Annotated in this window: 16 protein-coding genes and 1 pseudogene; 9 read left to right on the top strand and 8 right to left on the bottom strand. The window is 71.6% G+C overall.

Annotation, left to right across the window (positions count from 1 at the left end; translation table 11 throughout):
* Positions 1-858 (top strand): EamA family transporter, encoded by an 858-nt coding sequence (locus tag ACIRP7_RS34730; RefSeq protein WP_403667592.1) that lies wholly within the window; start codon positions 1-3, stop codon positions 856-858.
* A 458-nt stretch (positions 859-1,316) separates the two neighbouring features.
* Here ACIRP7_RS34730 and ACIRP7_RS34725 read toward each other — a convergent pair whose 3' ends face one another.
* The gene (locus ACIRP7_RS34725) at positions 1,317-2,105 is read right to left on the bottom strand and encodes an acyltransferase (protein ID WP_403667589.1); all 789 of its coding nucleotides are present in this window, start codon (positions 2,103-2,105) and stop codon (positions 1,317-1,319) included.
* Positions 2,106-2,211: 106 nt separating this feature from the next.
* Between ACIRP7_RS34725 and ACIRP7_RS34720 the strand changes: the two genes are divergently transcribed.
* A complete protein-coding gene (locus tag ACIRP7_RS34720; RefSeq protein ID WP_403667586.1) occupies positions 2,212-2,745 on the top strand; it encodes a gamma carbonic anhydrase family protein in 534 nt (177 codons plus the stop codon).
* 2 nt (positions 2,746-2,747) lie between these two features.
* Here ACIRP7_RS34720 and ACIRP7_RS34715 read toward each other — a convergent pair whose 3' ends face one another.
* The gene (locus tag ACIRP7_RS34715; protein ID WP_403667583.1) at positions 2,748-3,398 is read right to left on the bottom strand and encodes a DedA family protein; all 651 of its coding nucleotides are present in this window, start codon (positions 3,396-3,398) and stop codon (positions 2,748-2,750) included.
* A 99-nt stretch (positions 3,399-3,497) separates the two neighbouring features.
* Positions 3,498-5,297 (bottom strand): RICIN domain-containing protein, encoded by a 1,800-nt coding sequence (locus ACIRP7_RS34710; RefSeq protein WP_403667580.1) that lies wholly within the window; start codon positions 5,295-5,297, stop codon positions 3,498-3,500.
* A 468-nt stretch (positions 5,298-5,765) separates the two neighbouring features.
* Here ACIRP7_RS34710 and galU point away from each other — a divergent pair, with 468 nt between their 5' ends.
* Positions 5,766-6,719, top strand: a complete 954-nt coding sequence (gene galU, locus ACIRP7_RS34705; RefSeq protein WP_403667577.1) for a UTP--glucose-1-phosphate uridylyltransferase GalU — start codon at positions 5,766-5,768, stop codon at positions 6,717-6,719.
* Positions 6,720-6,800: 81 nt separating this feature from the next.
* On the opposite strand, the gene ACIRP7_RS34700 is transcribed toward galU, so the two are convergent.
* Positions 6,801-7,238 carry a DUF4442 domain-containing protein gene (locus ACIRP7_RS34700; RefSeq protein ID WP_352387149.1) on the bottom strand — a complete coding sequence of 146 codons (438 nt, stop codon included), beginning with the start codon at positions 7,236-7,238 and terminating at the stop codon, positions 6,801-6,803.
* A 155-nt stretch (positions 7,239-7,393) separates the two neighbouring features.
* Between ACIRP7_RS34700 and ACIRP7_RS34695 the strand changes: the two genes are divergently transcribed.
* Positions 7,394-8,692 carry an MFS transporter gene (locus ACIRP7_RS34695; protein ID WP_403667574.1) on the top strand — a complete coding sequence of 433 codons (1,299 nt, stop codon included), beginning with the start codon at positions 7,394-7,396 and terminating at the stop codon, positions 8,690-8,692.
* Here ACIRP7_RS34695 and ACIRP7_RS34690 read toward each other — a convergent pair.
* The 3 genes from ACIRP7_RS34690 to ACIRP7_RS34680 form a co-directional block, all read right to left on the bottom strand.
* Positions 8,654-9,499: a spermidine synthase gene (locus ACIRP7_RS34690; RefSeq protein ID WP_403667572.1), complete on the bottom strand. Its 846-nt coding sequence runs from the start codon at positions 9,497-9,499 to the stop codon at positions 8,654-8,656. The two genes, ACIRP7_RS34695 and ACIRP7_RS34690, sit on opposite strands and share 39 nt — an antisense overlap.
* A 90-nt stretch (positions 9,500-9,589) precedes the next feature.
* Positions 9,590-10,759: an elongation factor Tu gene (gene tuf / locus ACIRP7_RS34685; protein ID WP_403667569.1), complete on the bottom strand. Its 1,170-nt coding sequence runs from the start codon at positions 10,757-10,759 to the stop codon at positions 9,590-9,592.
* A 99-nt stretch (positions 10,760-10,858) separates the two neighbouring features.
* On the bottom strand, positions 10,859-11,050 hold the full coding sequence (locus ACIRP7_RS34680; RefSeq protein ID WP_403667778.1) for a hypothetical protein: 192 nt from the start codon (positions 11,048-11,050) through the stop codon (positions 10,859-10,861).
* A gap of 26 nt (positions 11,051-11,076) precedes the next feature.
* On the opposite strand from ACIRP7_RS34680, the gene ACIRP7_RS34675 reads away from it, so the two are divergent.
* A complete protein-coding gene (locus ACIRP7_RS34675) occupies positions 11,077-11,844 on the top strand; it encodes a TVP38/TMEM64 family protein (protein WP_403667566.1) in 768 nt (255 codons plus the stop codon).
* 21 nt (positions 11,845-11,865) lie between these two features.
* Here the strand turns inward: ACIRP7_RS34675 and ACIRP7_RS34670 are convergent, their stop codons facing one another.
* Entirely contained in the window at positions 11,866-13,035 is a 1,170-nt protein-coding gene (locus ACIRP7_RS34670; protein ID WP_403667563.1) for a thiolase family protein, read from the bottom strand.
* 93 nt (positions 13,036-13,128) lie between these two features.
* On the opposite strand from ACIRP7_RS34670, the gene ACIRP7_RS34665 reads away from it, so the two are divergent.
* From ACIRP7_RS34665 to ACIRP7_RS34650, 4 genes and pseudogenes are all read left to right on the top strand, one after another.
* Positions 13,129-13,599, top strand: a complete 471-nt coding sequence (locus ACIRP7_RS34665) for a winged helix-turn-helix transcriptional regulator (RefSeq protein WP_403667560.1) — start codon at positions 13,129-13,131, stop codon at positions 13,597-13,599.
* 152 nt (positions 13,600-13,751) lie between these two features.
* On the top strand, positions 13,752-14,627 hold the full coding sequence (locus ACIRP7_RS34660) for an undecaprenyl-diphosphate phosphatase (RefSeq protein ID WP_403667557.1): 876 nt from the start codon (positions 13,752-13,754) through the stop codon (positions 14,625-14,627).
* A 101-nt stretch (positions 14,628-14,728) separates the two neighbouring features.
* Positions 14,729-15,012: pseudogene (locus ACIRP7_RS34655) on the top strand (hypothetical protein).
* Entirely contained in the window at positions 15,009-15,407 is a 399-nt protein-coding gene (locus ACIRP7_RS34650) for a DNA-binding protein (protein ID WP_403667554.1), read from the top strand. Before ACIRP7_RS34655 ends, ACIRP7_RS34650 begins: the two are co-directional and overlap by 4 nt.
* Positions 15,408-15,698: the final 291 nt, after the last annotated feature.

Raw genomic sequence — 15,698 nt, 5'->3', positions numbered from 1 at the left:
GTGACAGCATTCTTCGCCCTGGCCACCAGCCTGTTGTGGGGCCTGGCCGACTTCGGCGGCGGGGTGCTGACCCGGCGGCTCCCGGCGCTCACGGTGGTGGTGATCTCGCAGGCGATCGCGGCGGGAGTGCTCGGGGCGATCGTGGTGGCGACGGGCGGCTGGAGCGAGGCGGGTCCCCGGCTGTGGTTCGCGTTCGCCGCGGGGCTGGCCGGCCCGGTCGCCCTGATCTGCTTCTACAAGGCGCTCGCGCTGGGCCCGATGGGGGTCGTCTCCCCGCTGGGCACGCTGAGCGTGGCGGTCCCGGTCGGCCTCGGTCTCCTCCTCGGCGAGCGTCCCGGGCCGGTGCAGGCCGCGGGCATCGCGGTGGCCGTCGCCGGAGTGATCCTGGCGGGCGGCCCCCAGCTGCGCGGGGCCCCGGTGCAACGCCGGGCGATCGTCCTCACCCTGATCGCGGCACTCGGCTTCGGCACGGTGTTCGCCCTGATCGCGGAGGCGTCCACGACCGTGACCGGCCTGTTCCTGGCCCTGTTCGTGCAGCGCGTGGTCAGCGTGGCGGCAGGGGGCGCCGCGCTGTACGTCTCGGTGCGACGGGGCACTCCCGCCCTCCCGGCCACCGGCTTTCCCTGGCCGTCCCTCCCCGCGCTCGCCTTCGTCGGCCTCGCGGACGTGGCGGCGAACGGCACGTATTCGGTGGCCGCCCAGCACGGCCCGGTCACCGTGGCCGCCGTCCTCGCCTCGCTCTACCCGGTGGTCACGGCCCTGGCCGCCCGTGGCTTCCTCAGCGAACGCCTCCGCACCCTCCAGGCGGCAGGCGCAGGCCTGGCCCTGATCGGCACCCTGCTCCTCGCGACCGGTTGACCCGGCACCGCGTCTACTGACCCCCGGCGGGGCCAACGACGGCCGCGGGCCGGGCCACGGTCGGCCCCACTTCGCACCACGTCGAACCGCCCCGCCCACCCGATGCCCCTACGCGCGCGGGCCCGACCCTGGTCAGCACCCCGCTCTGCGCAACAGACCGACCCGGCACCACGTCCACCCAACGGGCCGCCCACGTGTTGACCCCACGGCGGGCCCAACGACGGCCGCGGGCCAGGCCCTGGCCGGCACCACTCCGCCCCCTCGCAACCGACTGACTGCGCACCACGTCGAACCGCCCCGCCCACCCGATGCCCCTACGGCGCGCACGGGCGCGGCCCTGGCCGGCACCCTGCTGCTCGCAACAGGCCGCCCCGGCACGGCCGCCCGCCTGCCCGCCGACCCCACGGCGGGCAGGAGCCTGGCCCCCTACTCACGACAGCCGACCGAGCACGCCCCCCTCAGTCCAGCCCCGCCAGTCGCGCCGCCCCGTCCTCGGTCAGTTCGGCGAGCTTCGCCGCTGTCTCCTCGTCCAGGCCGGCCAGGGCGTTGAGCTGTTCCGCCGTGGCTCCCTCGGGTATCGGCACCGGGGCCGGGGTCCTGAGCGGTGGCTGCCAGCCGTCCTCGGCGGTCCATCGGCGTACGACCCGGGCGGGCGCCCCCGCCACCACGGCGTGGTCCGGCACCACACCCCGGACCACGGCCCCGGCGGCGACCACGACGTTCCGTCCGATCCGCGCCCCCGGCAGGATCACCGCCCCGGTCCCGATCCAGCACCCCGGCCCGATCTCCACCGCCTCCATCCGCGGCCACTGCTTGCCGATGGGCTCGTGGGGATCGTCGTAGGAGTGATTCGTGGACGTGACATAGACGTACGGCCCGAAGTAGCAGTCGCTGCCGATGGTGACCGTGGTGTCGGCGATGACGTGGCTGCCGCGCCCGAGCACGACCCCGTCGCCGATGCGCAGGATGGGCTCGGGGCCGAGGTCGAGGTCGGGCATCAGGCCGGCGGTCAGGGTGACCTGCTCGCCGACGATGCAGTGGGAACCGACGTGGATCCACGGCTCACCGAACACCGTGCCGAGCGGAAACGCCAGCCGGGTGTGCGCCCCCAGCGCGCCGAAGCGGAAGCGCCCCGGGCGCTCGGCGGTGACGGAGCCCGTGCGCTGCACCCAGGCCCAGCCCACGTGGACGGCACGCTGTACGAGACGGCCCCGCCAGGATGAGAACGTGTTCTTACTCTTCGGCACGACCTCACCGTACTGAGCACACACCCTCCGCATGAGCCCGAGGGCTTGTGATCTACGCCCCACCGGGTGGCGTACGGTTCGGGGACATCATGAACCAGGAGGCGAAATGGCGCACAGGGCGTTGATCACGGGCATCGGCGGAAGAGAACCGAAGATCGACGGGGAGGCCTTCGTGGCGCCCACCGCGTCGGTGATCGGTGACGTGACGCTCCAGGCGGGGGCGAGCCTCTGGTACGGCGCGGTGGCCCGCGGCGACGTAGAACGCATCTCAGTCGGCGCCCAGAGCAACATCCAGGACAACTGCACCCTGCACGCCGACCCCGGGTTCCCGGTGACGATCGGCGAGCGGGTGTCGGTGGGGCACAACGCGGTCGTCCACGGCGCGACGGTCGAGGACGACTGCCTGATCGGCATGGGCGCGACGGTGCTCAACGGCGCGGTGATCGGGGCGGGTTCCCTGGTGGCGGCCCAGGCACTGGTACCGCAGGGGATGCAGGTCCCGCCCGGTTCGCTGGTGGCGGGCGTGCCGGCGAAGGTGCGCCGGGAGCTGACGGAGGAGGAGCGTCAGGGGGTCACCCTGAACGGAACGCTCTACGCGGACCTGTCCAAGGCCCACAGCGAGGTGCACGAGGCACCGTAGGGTCAGTCGGCGGCCGGGACGGTCTCCGGTTCGGCCGCCTGCATCTGTGCCGTCGCCCTCTTCGCCTTGCGCTTCAGCACCAGCATCGAGGTCAGTCCGATCAGCACGGCCAGCACCAGTCCGAGCCAGGAGAACTTCTTCAGCCAGGACTCGGCGACGATCCCGACGTAGTAGATGACCGCCGTCGTACCGCCCGCCCAGACGATGCCGCCCAGCACGTTGGCGATCAGGAACTTCCAGTACGGCATCCGCAGCACACCGGCGAGCGGTCCGGCGAAGATCCTCAGCAGTGCGACGAAGCGGCCGAAGAACACCGCCCACATGCCCCACTTCTCGAAGGACCGCTCCGCCGTGGCGACATGGCCCTCGCTGAAGTGTCTCGGGAACCTGTCGCCCAGCCAGGTGAGCAACGGCCGGCCGCCCTTGCGTCCGATCGCATAGCCGATGGAGTCACCGATCACCGCCCCGGCGCTGGCGCACGCGCCGAGCACGATGGGGTTGATCCCCGCATGCTGCGAGGACAGCAGCGCGGCGGAGACCAGGATGATCTCGCCGGGCAGCGGAATGCCCAGGCTCTCCAGGCCGATGACCAGGGCCACCAGGGCGTAGACGGCGGCCGGGGGCACGGTGTCGAGCCATTCCTGGACGTGCAACGCCGGTTCCTCCTGAGTAGCGTTCCCGGCGCGCGCCAACTGCCGACGCACGCCGGGGCAGCCTACCGGTTCACGAGAACCGGCGTCCGGATCACCGGCTCAGCCGCCGACGCCCCGCCCCACACCGGCGACGAGTACGCCAAGTGCCGATGCGCCCCGTGCCGTCACCGAGGTCGCGGTGTCCACGACCGCGCCCACCGCCGATCCGGCCTGCTCGACCGGCGCGGCCGGAAGCGGCGGAACGGCCGGCTGGGCATCGCCGTGGTCGACCTGGGCCACCCGAGTCCCGTACTTCGCACGCGGGGTTCCTTGCGGGTCCGGCGACCGGCCGGGACTCCCGTCACGGTCGGCGTCGGAACCGGGAGGCGAGGCCGGGGCGAGAGAAGGTACGCCCGGACCCCCGCCGGGCCCCCCGGAGGGGCGTACCGACTCGGTGCCCTGCGGCGACCCGGCGCCCTGCTGGGCGGGTGCGCTCTCGTCGGCGGACTCCAGCAGCCAGCGCTGCCCCTTCGAGCCGCTCCGCTCGGCGACCACGACGGCCTCCCCCTTGCCGGGCTTGCCGGGCGCGACCAGGAGCCCCTTCCCGCGGCGCAGCAGCAGTTCGCCGCGCACGGTGAGGTCGTAGCGGACCTCTCCCGTGCCGGTCAGGCAGTCGGCGACCACGACCGACCGCTTCTCGGCGTCCGAGTCGAGGCAGAGCCCGGGGTCGGCCGCGCTGCGCAGCAGTCCGTCCTCCTGGTACGTCCACTGCTGGGACCCGGCGGAGGAGCACTGGGCCAGCACGGCCTTCGTACCGTTCGCGATCCGCGCGTCGTGGGTGTCGAGGCACAGGCCGGCGTCGGCGTTGCGGAGCCTGCCGTGGCCCACCGCTACGGGGTTGCTCATGGAGGCCGTGGACGGGGATCCGACGCTCTGCGAGGCCGCCGACGGGCTCGGCAGCACGGTGTTGCCGCTCACCGCGCCCCAGGTGACGCCGGTCGTGGGAACACCGCCGTCGTCGGACCAGCCCTTGGTGACCAGCACCGTCGCGAGCAGGGCCAGGGAGGTCAGACCGGCGCCCACGAGAACGGCCCGGGCGCTCTTGCGCGGCTCGGCGCGCAGGCCTGCCGGGACGGGGCGATGGCGCCCGCCGGGCTTCGTACGGGCCGTGCCGGGCGAGGCAGCGGCGGCCGGACGCTCGGCGGCACGCGCGGGCCGGGAGTCGAGATAGCGGTGGGCGCCCCAGCCGAGGACCGTCTCGGCGAGCAGCACCTCGAGACCGCCCTCGAAATGGCTGAGCTGTTCGGCGGCGTGACGGCAGTACCGGCATTCCGTCAGATGTTTGCGGACATCGGGCAGAAGCCCCCCGCCGCGACGAATCGGGACATCCAGGAGTCGGTTGTAGAAACGGCATTCACTGGTGGGCGCCAGTTCCCGGTGGGCACGGACGCACCCGGTTCGGAATTGCTCGCGCGCCTGCTCGAGAGCGGTCGCCGCCCGGGACGCGTCCACACCCAGTAGACCGGCCGGTACAGATATGGGTTCGGCCTCGACCTCGGCATGCCACAACAGGCATTGGGAAGCACCGGGAAGTGCCCGGAATGCGCGCTCGGCGAGCAATCGCCTTTCGGGGGTGACGGACCTCGCCGCACGGAGACCACGGCCACCGATCGTCTTGCGAAGTTCCGGCAGCACGGCGGATATTTCGTCGTCCGCGGCCCACTCCTTGACGAACTCCCTCACCGCGACGAGAAGTTGGGGCCGCAGTGCACCGTCACCCGCTCGGTCGAGCACGCGATGAAAAGCGGCCGCGGCCGCCATCGAGGCCGAACCCGACCAGGAGGCGAGGCAGATGACCGAGTACTCGTAGGTCGCCTGCCAGTGTCGCGCCATCAGCAGCGCGACGGCATGGGCGTCCACGCTGTTCCCTCCCAGCCGGGCCAGGAGATCGCGGTCGGACTCCGCCGGACTCGATCCGGGGCGTGGGGGGTAAGGGGGTCGTGGGGGGTAAGCGGATTGCACGGGACCAATTCCTTCCAAGCCGCAGGACCGCATGGAATATGCGGGTCCTCGGAAAGCAGGCGCCTGATTGGTGCATACCTATGCCGCGTCAGATGTGACCCGGTCTTCGGGGGGGGCGATCACCTTCGCACAATTTACGTACAGCAAACAAGAACGTGGAGTGACCCATGTTCAAAAAGAAGCGAGTTCAGAAATGTTACCGACGGTAGCCGCACCCTTATTCGAAATATACGGGGCGGGGGTGCGCGGAGTTCTCCGCGCAGCCGGATGCTCGGCCGACGAAATCTCCCGCTCCCGGCCGGGTCCACAGCGGGCTCCCAGGCGTCTTACGGTGTGCTCTCATCTCGCTGACGCAGCATGACCCGCATGATCGTTCCCCACACGACCGACACCACCGCCCCCGCCCGCACGGTCCGCAAGGCGGTCGTCCCGGCCGCCGGGCTCGGCACCCGGTTCCTGCCGGCGACCAAGGCGACGCCGAAGGAGATGCTCCCGGTCGTCGACAAGCCGGCCATCCAGTACGTCGTCGAGGAGGCCGCCGCGGCCGGGCTCGAGGACATCCTGATGGTCACCGGCCGCCACAAGCGGGCCATCGAGGACCACTTCGACAGCGCCTTCGAGCTGGAGCAGGCCCTCGCGGCCAAGGGTGACTCGGTACGGCTCGACGCCGTGCGCGATCCCGCGCGCCTGGCCGACATCCACCACATCCGTCAGGGCGAGCCGCTCGGTCTCGGCCACGCGGTGCTGTGCGCGCGCCGCCACGTCGGCGACCAGCCGTTCGCCGTCCTGCTCGGCGACGACCTGATCGACCCGCGCGAGACCCTGCTCAGCACGATGCTCGACGTCCGCGAACGGTACGCCGGGAGCGTGGTCGCCCTCATGGAGGTGCCGCGCGAGCAGATCCACCTCTACGGCTGCGCGGCGGTGGAGCCGACGGAGGAGGAGGGCGTGGTCCGGGTGACCGGCCTCGTGGAGAAGCCCTCCCCCGAGAACGCCCCCAGCGCCTACGCGGTCATCGGCCGCTATGTCCTCGACCCCGCGGTCTTCGGCGTCCTGGACCGCACCCCGCCGGGCCGCGGCGGCGAGATCCAGCTCACCGACGCCCTCCACACCCTCGCGACCGACGGCACGGTCCACGGCGTCGTCTTCGACGGCCTCCGCTACGACACCGGCGACAGGGCGGACTACCTCCGCACGGTGGTCCGCCTGGCCTGCACCCGCACCGACCTGGGCCCGGAGTTCATCGACTGGCTCAAGGGGTTCGTGGCGGAGCTGGAGCGCGGAGAAGAGGTCGGACGGGGGCGACGGTGGGCGGCTTGAGCGAGGGAGGCAGGGCGAGGCAGGACCCAACCCCGGCCGCACCCTCCCGAGCCCCTGGCCACGCCTGGCGAGTCCCCGAACTCAGCTGTTGGGCCGCAGTGTCCACACCACCGTCATCTCACCCGTGACCGCCCCGTCCGCGCGGCGGATCTCGATGGTGACCGGGAACTCGGGGCGCTCGCCCGCATCGAGCTGGGCGACGATGTCGGAGGCCGGGCGGCCCAGGGTCGCCGTGGCGGTCACCGGGCCCATCGCGAGCTTGCGGTAGGCGATCTCCGCGTGGACGGCGAGCGGTACCGCGCGCGAGAGCTGGTCGCCGAACGCGGCCAGGACGACCGCCCCACTGGCCGACTCGCCGAGCGTGAACATCGCCCCGGCGTGCGGTCCGCCCACGTGGTTGTGGAACTCCCCCTGGTCGGGCAGGGCGACCACGACCTTCTCCGGGCCGGTCTCCAGGAACTCGAGGTTCAGGGTCCGGACCATGGGCACGGTGACGGCGAGCATCTCACCGACGGACATCTGGTCTGCGCTCATGTCCGCGAGGTTACCCACGAGTAGATCGCGCTGACCAGGGCCGGGATCAGTGATCGACGTCTCCTTGCGGGCGGTGCCGCGTCCCGATCCGCCCCGCAAAGGGTTTGGCAAGTCGCCATCCCGGCGGCGATAGTCGCCCGGTGACCCCCTCCGCCGACTCCTCCCGCGCACGCAGACCCGCCTGGGCGAGCCGCAACTACGGCCTGTTGACCGCCGCCGCGTTCGTGACCAACCTCGGCAGCAACGGCGCCCTCATCGCCGCCGCGTTCGCCGTCCTGGAGGCGGGCGGCGACAGCGGTGACGTGGGCCTGGTGGCCGCCGCGCGCACGCTCCCACTGGTGGTGTTCCTGCTGATCGGCGGCGCCGTGGCGGACCGCGTGCCCCGGCACCGCGTGATGGTCGCGGCCAACACCCTCAACTGTCTGTCCCAGGCCGCGTTCGCCGTCCTCGTCCTGGCCGGCGAGCCCCGGCTGTGGCAGATGATGCTGCTCACCGCGCTCGGCGGAACGGGCCACGCGTTCTTCAGCCCGGCGGCCGAGGGCATGCTGCTGTCCTCGGTGAGCGGCGAACAGGCCGGCCGGGCCTTCGCGGTGTTCCGGATGGCGATGCAGGGCGCCGCGCTGGGCGGTGCCGCGCTCGGCGGTGCGATGGTCGCCGTGGTGGGTCCCGGCTGGGTGCTCGCGGGGGACGCCGTGGCGTTCGCGGTCGCCGGTTCGCTGCGCTCCTTCCTGGACGTCAGTCACATCCCGGCCCGCGCACCGGGCGCCGGCGTACTCGCCGACCTCCGCGACGGCTGGCGGGAGGTCGCGAGCAGGCCGTGGCTGTGGGCCATCGTCGTGCAGTTCTCCCTCGCCAACGCGGTTCTGGGCGCCGCCGACGCGGTCTACGGCCCCCTCGTCGCCCGCGACGACCTGGGCGGCGCGGGCCCCTGGGGCGTGGCCCTCGGCTCCTTCGGCGCCGGTACGGTCGTCGGCGCCCTCCTCATGACCCGGTGGAAGCCGCGACGGCTGCTGTTCGTGGGCATCCTGTGCGTGTTCCCGCTGGCGCTGCCGTCCGCCGCGCTGGCCGTACCGGTCTCGGTGCCCCTCCTGTGCACGGCGATGTTCGTGGCCGGCGCGACCGTCGAGGTGTTCGGCGTCTCCTGGATGACCGCCCTGCACCAGGAGATACCGGAGGACAAGCTCTCCCGGGTCTCGGCCTACGACTGGTTCGGCTCGGTGGCCCTCGTGCCGCTCGCGGCCGCGCTGGCGGGCCCGGCGGAGTCGGCGTTCGGACGCTCCGCGGCCCTGTGGGGCTGCTCGGGCCTGATCGCGGCGGTCACGGCGGCCGTCCTGTTCGTACCCGACGTCCGCAACCTGCGCCGGAGCACCAAGCGGGTCGCCCAGGTCGCCGTGACCGACTCAGCCGATGCCGAACGCCCCGTCGGGGGGCTCGGGTGACGCCACGGCCTCCGTGTCCCGCACCGGCCGCGCCGCACCGATGAACGTCCGCAGCCCGGCCCCGTGTTCGACCCGGGCGGGGAAGGCATCGGCCGCCGTACGCCGTGCCAGAGCCGCCGTGTCGAGAGGCAGCCGCGCGGCGACGAGCACCGCGTTCCCGAACCGCCGCCCGCGCAGCACCCCCGGTTCGGCGATCAGCACGAGCTCCTCGAACACCTCCGCGAAGTTCGCGAGTTGGGACCGCAGAAAGGCGAAGGGCGCCGCGTCGGCGAGGTTCGCGAGATAGACCCCGTCGCCCCGGAGCACCCGCGCGACCTCGCGGGCGTACTCCAGGGACGTCAGGTGCGCCGGGACCCGCGACCCGCCGAAGACGTCGGCGACCAGGACGTCGGCACAGTCCGCGGGGGCGCTTTCCAGCCACGCCCGGGCATCGGCCGCGTGCAGCGCGATCCCGGCCCCATCAGGAAGCGGCAGATGCTCGACCACCAGCTCCAGCAGAGCCCGGTCGGCCTCGACGACGTCCTGCCGGGAGCCCGGCCGGGTGGCGGCCAGATACCGCGGCAGCGTCAGCGCACCCCCACCGAGATGGACGACGTCCAGCGCCCGCCCCGCCTCCCCCAGGCCGTCCAGAACGTGCCCGAGCCGCTGCGCGTACTCGAACTCCAGATACGTCGGCTCGTCAAGATCGACGTACGACTGCGGAGCCCCGTCCACGGTCAACAACCAGGCCCGCTCCCGGTCCACGTCAGGCATCAACTTGGCAAACCCATGATCAACGGCACGGGCGACGGGCAGGGACTCGGTCATCCTGTCATTGTGCCTGTGCCCCTCCAGGGGCGCGGGAACTGCGCGACCAGCCACAACGACCGCGCAGTCCCCCACACACCGCGACCACCCTCACACGAGGGCCGTCACCGTCCCCGCCCCCACGGTCCGCCCACCCTCACGGATGGCGAACCCCAGCCCCGGCTCAAGAGGCACATCCCTGCCCAACTCCACGGTCATGACGACCTTCTCCCCCGGCCGGGCGACAGCGACCTCACCGAGGTCGACGTCCCCCACGACATCCGCCGTACGGATGTAGAACTGCGGCCGATACCCCGTGGAGACGGGCGTCGTACGCCCACCCTCACGCGCCGACAGCACATACACCTGCGCGGTGAAGCGACGGCTCGGCACCACACTGCCGGGCGCGGCCACGACATTCCCCCGCCGGACCGCGTCCCGGGGAACACCCCGCAGCAGCAACGCCACGTTGTCCCCGGCCTGCGCCTCCTCCATCGGCTTGCCGAAGGTCTCGACCCCGGTCACCACCGTCTCCACGGCGGCCCCGAGCACGTCGACCCGGTCACCCACCCGCACGGTGCCCCGCTCGACCGCGCCGGTCACCACGGTCCCCCGGCCGGTGATGGTCAGCACGTTCTCGACGGGCATCAGGAACGGCGCGTCCAGATACCGCTCGGGGATGGGCACGTAGGTGTCAACCGCGTCGAGCAGCGCCTCGATCGACGCCGTCCAGCGCGGGTCCCCCTCCAGGGCCCTGAGCCCCGAGACCCGTACGACGGGCACGGCTTCGCCGCCGTAGCCGTGCGCGGTGAGCAGCTCACGGACCTCCAGCTCGACGAGCTCGACCAGTTCCTCGTCGGCCGCGTCCGCCTTGTTGAGGGCGACCACCACGTGGTCGACGCCCACCTGCCGCGCGAGCAGCACGTGTTCGGCGGTCTGCGGCATGATCCCGTCGAGCGCGGAGACGACGAGGATCGCCCCGTCGAGCTGCGCGGCCCCGGTGACCATGTTCTTGACGTAGTCGGCGTGGCCCGGCATGTCCACGTGCGCGTAGTGCCGGGTGTCGGTCTCGTACTCGACGTGCGCGATGTTGATGGTGATCCCGCGCGCGGCCTCCTCCGGGGCACGGTCGATGCGGTCGAACGGCACGAACGTGCCGCTGCCGCGCTCGGACAGGACCTTGGTGATGGCGGCGGTCAGGGTGGTCTTGCCGTGGTCGACGTGGCCCATCGTGCCGATGTTCAGGTGCGGCTTGGTGCGCACGTAAGCGGTCTTGGACATGGCTGTACCTCGAAGCCTCTTCGTGTTCGCGGAAGAACGGGGACCCCAAGGACTTGCCGACCCTCCCCCTGCGGGGTCCGCCGGACGATCCGGGAAGGGTCAGCTTCGGGCGCCGTCTGCGGCGGCCAGGAACACGGGAACGGCAGCCTTCGGCGCATCCGCGACTGCGGATGCTGCGAGAGCGAAGGCGTACCGGAACATGACGCAGATCATGTCCGACGTGTCGTCCCACGTCGAACGGTTTTTGCCGCCGCCCGTCCACGCGAGCGGCGGCATCCATACGGCGATCACACATCCATGTCGGTTACCGTCACTGGATGCTCGATGCCACCACCCGCTCTGGGGGCACCGCCACGGCCACTCCCCCGGCCATCGCCTCGGAGTTCGCTCTCCCCGTCCCCGCTCCGGTGCGTCTCACCGCCCGCTGCACGAGAGTGCTGCTGTCGCCGTGGTTCCGGCTCTCCCTGCTCGTCGCGCTGCTCGCGGGCGCCGCGTCCACGGTGCTGCTCTTCGAACCGCAGAGACTGCTCTCCGACGGCTGGCCACCCGAGCTCGGCGGGGTCGCGGCCGCGGTCGTGTTCGGGGTGGCGTACGGGCTGTGCACGGTGGCGTTCGTGCCACGGCCGCTGCTCAACCTCGCCGCCGGCGCGCTCTTCGGGTCCCAGCTGGGACTCGCCTCGGCGCTCGGCGGGACGGTGCTCGGGGCCGGCATCGCGTTCGGTCTGGGCCGGGTGCTCGGGCAGGACGCGCTACGGCCGTTGCTGCGGGGCCGGTGGCTGAAGGCGGCGGACGGGCAGCTCAGCCGGCACGGCTTCCGCTCGATGCTGGTGGCGCGGCTGTTTCCCGGGGTGCCCTTCTGGGCGGCCAACTACTGCGCCTCCGTGTCCCGTATGGGATATGTGCCGTTCCTCGCCGCGACGGCGCTCGGGTCGATTCCGAACACCGCCGCGTACGTGGTGGCCGGGGCGCGGGCTTCCGCCCCGACCTCGCCGGCGTTCCTGATCGCCATGGCCGCGATCGCCCTGCCGGGGCTGGCGGGTGCGGTGGTGGCGTGGCGCAAGCGGCATCATCTGCGGCGCCCCTGACGCGCTCCGGTCACACGCCGATCACACGCTTTCCAGAACCATCGCGTTGGCCAGTCCGCCCGCCTCACACATCGTCTGCAGGGCGTAACGGGCCCCGCGTTCGCGCATCGCGTGGACCAGGGTCGTCGTCAGACGGGTGCCGCTCGCGCCCAGGGGGTGGCCGATCGCGATCGCCCCGCCGTGGACGTTGACCTTGGCCAGGTCCGCGCCCGTCTCCTGCTGCCAGGCCAGGACCACGCTGGAGAACGCCTCGTTGACCTCGAACAGGTCGATGTCGTCGAGGGTGAGGCGGGCCCGGCGCAGGACCTGCTCGGTGGCCGGGATGACGCCGGTGAGCATGAGGACGGGGTCGGAGCCGGTGACGGCGAAGCTGTGCAGACGGGCCAGGGGGCGCAGGCCCAGACGTTCGGCGGTCTCGCTCGACGTGATGAGGACCGCCGAGGCGCCGTCGTTGATCGGGCTGGCATTGCCCGCCGTGACGTTCCACTCGATCTGCGGGAAGCGTTCGGCGAAGGTCGGGTCGTAGTAGGCGGGCTTGAGGCCGGCGAGGATCTCGGGCGTGCTGCCCGGGCGGACGCACTCGTCGCGGGAGACCCCGTCCAGGGGTGCCACCTCGGCGTCGAAGAGGCCCTTCTCCCAGGCCGCCGTGGCCTTCTGGTGCGAGGAGACGGCGAACGCGTCCATCTGCTCGCGGCCGATCGACCACTTGGCGGCGATGAGTTCGGCGCTGATGCCCTGCGGGACCAGGCCGTCCTTGTAGCGCTCGGCGATGCCGGGTCCGAAGGGGTCCTTGCCCTCGGGCACGTTCGACCACATCGGCACGCGGCTCATCGACTCGACCCCGCAGGCGACGACGATGTCGTAGGCGCCCGCGATCACGCCCTGCGCGGCGAAATGCACGGCCTGCTGGGAGGAACCGCACTGGCGGTCCACGGTGGTCGCCGGGACCGTCTCCGGAAAGCCGGCCGACAGGGCCGCGTAGCGGGTGGTGTTCATGGCCTGCTCGCCGACCTGGTCGACGGTGCCGCCGATGACGTCGTCGATGAGCGCCGGGTCGACGCCGGAGCGCTCCACGAGGGTGCGCAGGGTGTGGGCGAGGAGTTCTACGGGGTGCACGTGCGCGAGGGCGCCGCCTGGCTTGCCCTTGCCTATGGGAGTGCGTACGGCTTCGACGATCACTGCGTCACGCATGCTGTGGGCCTCCACGGCTACCGGTGAGTAGGAAATCCAAACTCACCATAGCTCGGTGAGTTGGAAAAGCAAACCCTCCCCTAGACTGGGCGCATGGCCGCCACCAAGGACCCGCGCCCCTGCTCGATCGCCGACGCCCTGACGCTGGTCGGTGAGAAGTACTCCCTGCTGGTGCTGCGGGAGGTCTGCATGGGCAACGGCCGCTTCGACCAGCTCGTGCGCAACATCGGGGCCCCGCGCGACATCCTGGCCACCCGGCTGCGCCGGCTCGTGGACGCCGGGATCCTGACCAAGCGGGTCTACAGCGAGCGGCCGCAGCGCTTCGAGTACCGGCCCACCCAGGCAGGACTCGAACTGGAGCCGGTACTGCTGACGCTCATGGCGTGGGGCGACCGGCACCTGCGCGAGGACGACGACCGGCCCATGGTCCTGGAGCACAGCTGCGGCCATGAACTGGAGCCCGTCGTCGTCTGCTCCGCCTGCGGCGCCACAGTGCTGCACGAGGACCTGACGTCCCACCCGCAGGCTCCCGGCTGGACGGTGACGGGCCCGACGGCCGCGTAGGCGCCCACCGGCCGCGGGCCCCGGCGGGCCCGCCCCCCTGGCCGGGCCGTCACCGCCGGGCGTTACGCTGCCCTCGCACCCCGATCACCGCGCCCGGTGATGTGGCGCGCCCGACTCCCCTCACACGACCAGCACTTGGACGCCGTAACTTCATGTCTTGGTTCGAATCACTCATCCTCGGACTCGTCCAGGGGCTGACCGAGTTCCTTCCCGTCTCCTCCAGCGCGCATCTGCGTCTGACCGCGGCCTTCTCGGGCTGGAAGGACCCCGGGGCGGCCTTCACCGCGATCACCCAGATCGGCACCGAGGCCGCCGTGCTGATCTACTTCCGCAAGGACATCGGGCGGATCGTGTCGACGTGGAGCCGTTCCCTCGTCAAGAAGGAGCTGCGCGGCGACCACGACGCCCAGATGGGCTGGCTGGTCATCGTCGGGTCCATCCCCATCGGGGTGCTGGGGCTGCTGTTCAAGGACCAGATCGAGGGGCCGTTCCGCGATCTGCGCATCACCGCCACGATGTTGATCGTCGTCGGTATCGTCATCGGCGTCGCCGACCGGCTGGCGGCACGCGACGAGACCGGCGGGCGGCACCGCGCGCCCAAGCAGCGCAAGGGACTTGAGGACCTCGGCGTCAAGGACGGCCTGATCTTCGGCCTGTGCCAGTCCATGGCCCTCGTCCCCGGTGTCTCCCGCTCCGGCGCCACCATCAGCGGCGGCCTCTTCATGGGCTACCGCCGCGAGTCCGCGGCCCGCTACTCCTTCCTCCTCGCCGTCCCCGCCGTACTGGCCTCCGGTCTCTTCGAGTTGAAGGACGCGCTGGAGAGCGACCATGTCTCCTGGGGTCCCACGATCTTCGCCACGGTGATCGCCTTCGTGGTCGGTTACGTGGTCATCGCCTGGTTCATGAAGTTCATCTCGACCAAGAGCTTCATGCCCTTCGTCTGGTACCGCATCGCCCTCGGCATCCTGCTGTTCGTGCTGGTGGGAGCCGGTGTGCTGAGCCCGCACGCGGGCGAATCCGGCAGCTGAACCAGGGCCGCGCAGGTAGCGCGTCTTCGGGGGTCGGGAGCGTGACGGGCATGGATCACACACCGCTGGCCTGGGAGACGATGCCGAGCGCGACATGTCCCATGGCTGACAACGACACTGACTTTCCGCCCGGCGGCGGCCCCACCAGCGCATCTCCGTCTCCCTCACGGCTGGCACCCTGCAAGCGATCCGTGAGCGGGTCGGCAAGCGGGGTGTGTCCGCGTTCTTGGAGAAAGCCGCGCAGCGGCAGATCGAGCGGGACAACCTGGACGAGCTCATCGCCGACTTCGACAAGAACCTCGGCCCCGCCGACCCGGAGGCAGTAGCCGCCAAGCGGGCGAAGCTCACCGGCGGCTACTCCCCCGATGCCGGGGCGGCCGCGTGAGCGGCACCTTAATCCTGGACAGCGAGGGCCTGGCCAAAGCCGTCCAGCGCGACCGCGAAGTCCACGAGTGGCTCACCGCCGCCCGCGACGCCGACCTTCCGGTGATCACCTCGGCCGCGGTCCTCGTCGAAGTGATCCACCCCCGGATCAACGACGCCGCGCTGAAGTGGACGCTGTCCCGGCTACAGGTCGAGCCGGTCACCCAGGCCCTCGCCCAGTCCGCCGCCGGCCTGCTGCGCACGGCCGGGCTGCACGGTCATGAGTACGCCGTCGACGCCATGCTCTGCGCCACCGCAATCGCCCAGCCCGGCCGCGTCACCATCCTGACGTCCGACGTCGAGGACATCACCATGCTCACCACCGACCACATCCGTGTGACCGCCGAGAAGATCTGATCCCCGCCGCTGCACCCACGTGGTTCGGCGGCAGGCCAGCAGCTCGCCGATCTCTGCCTTGAGCGCTTCTGCCCGGGCTTCGTCCCGCGCACGAACACGATGAAGTCGTCGGCGTAACGCACGAGCCGGAAGTTCGGCCGCCCCATCCTGCGCCTGTATCACCGACGCCAGGGCGGAGTCATCTCTGCGTCCCAGATCCGCGAGAAATTGCCGGCCCAGCACCGAGAGATAGACGTTGGCCGGCAGCGGGAAGGCGACTCCTCCTTCCCGAGGGCCCGTGAGGGTCTCCGC

The sequence above is a fragment of the Streptomyces sp. NPDC102270 genome (assembly GCF_044766405.1).
Classification (GTDB): domain Bacteria; phylum Actinomycetota; class Actinomycetes; order Streptomycetales; family Streptomycetaceae; genus Streptomyces.
This window is presented reverse-complemented; position numbering and strand designations above follow the sequence as displayed.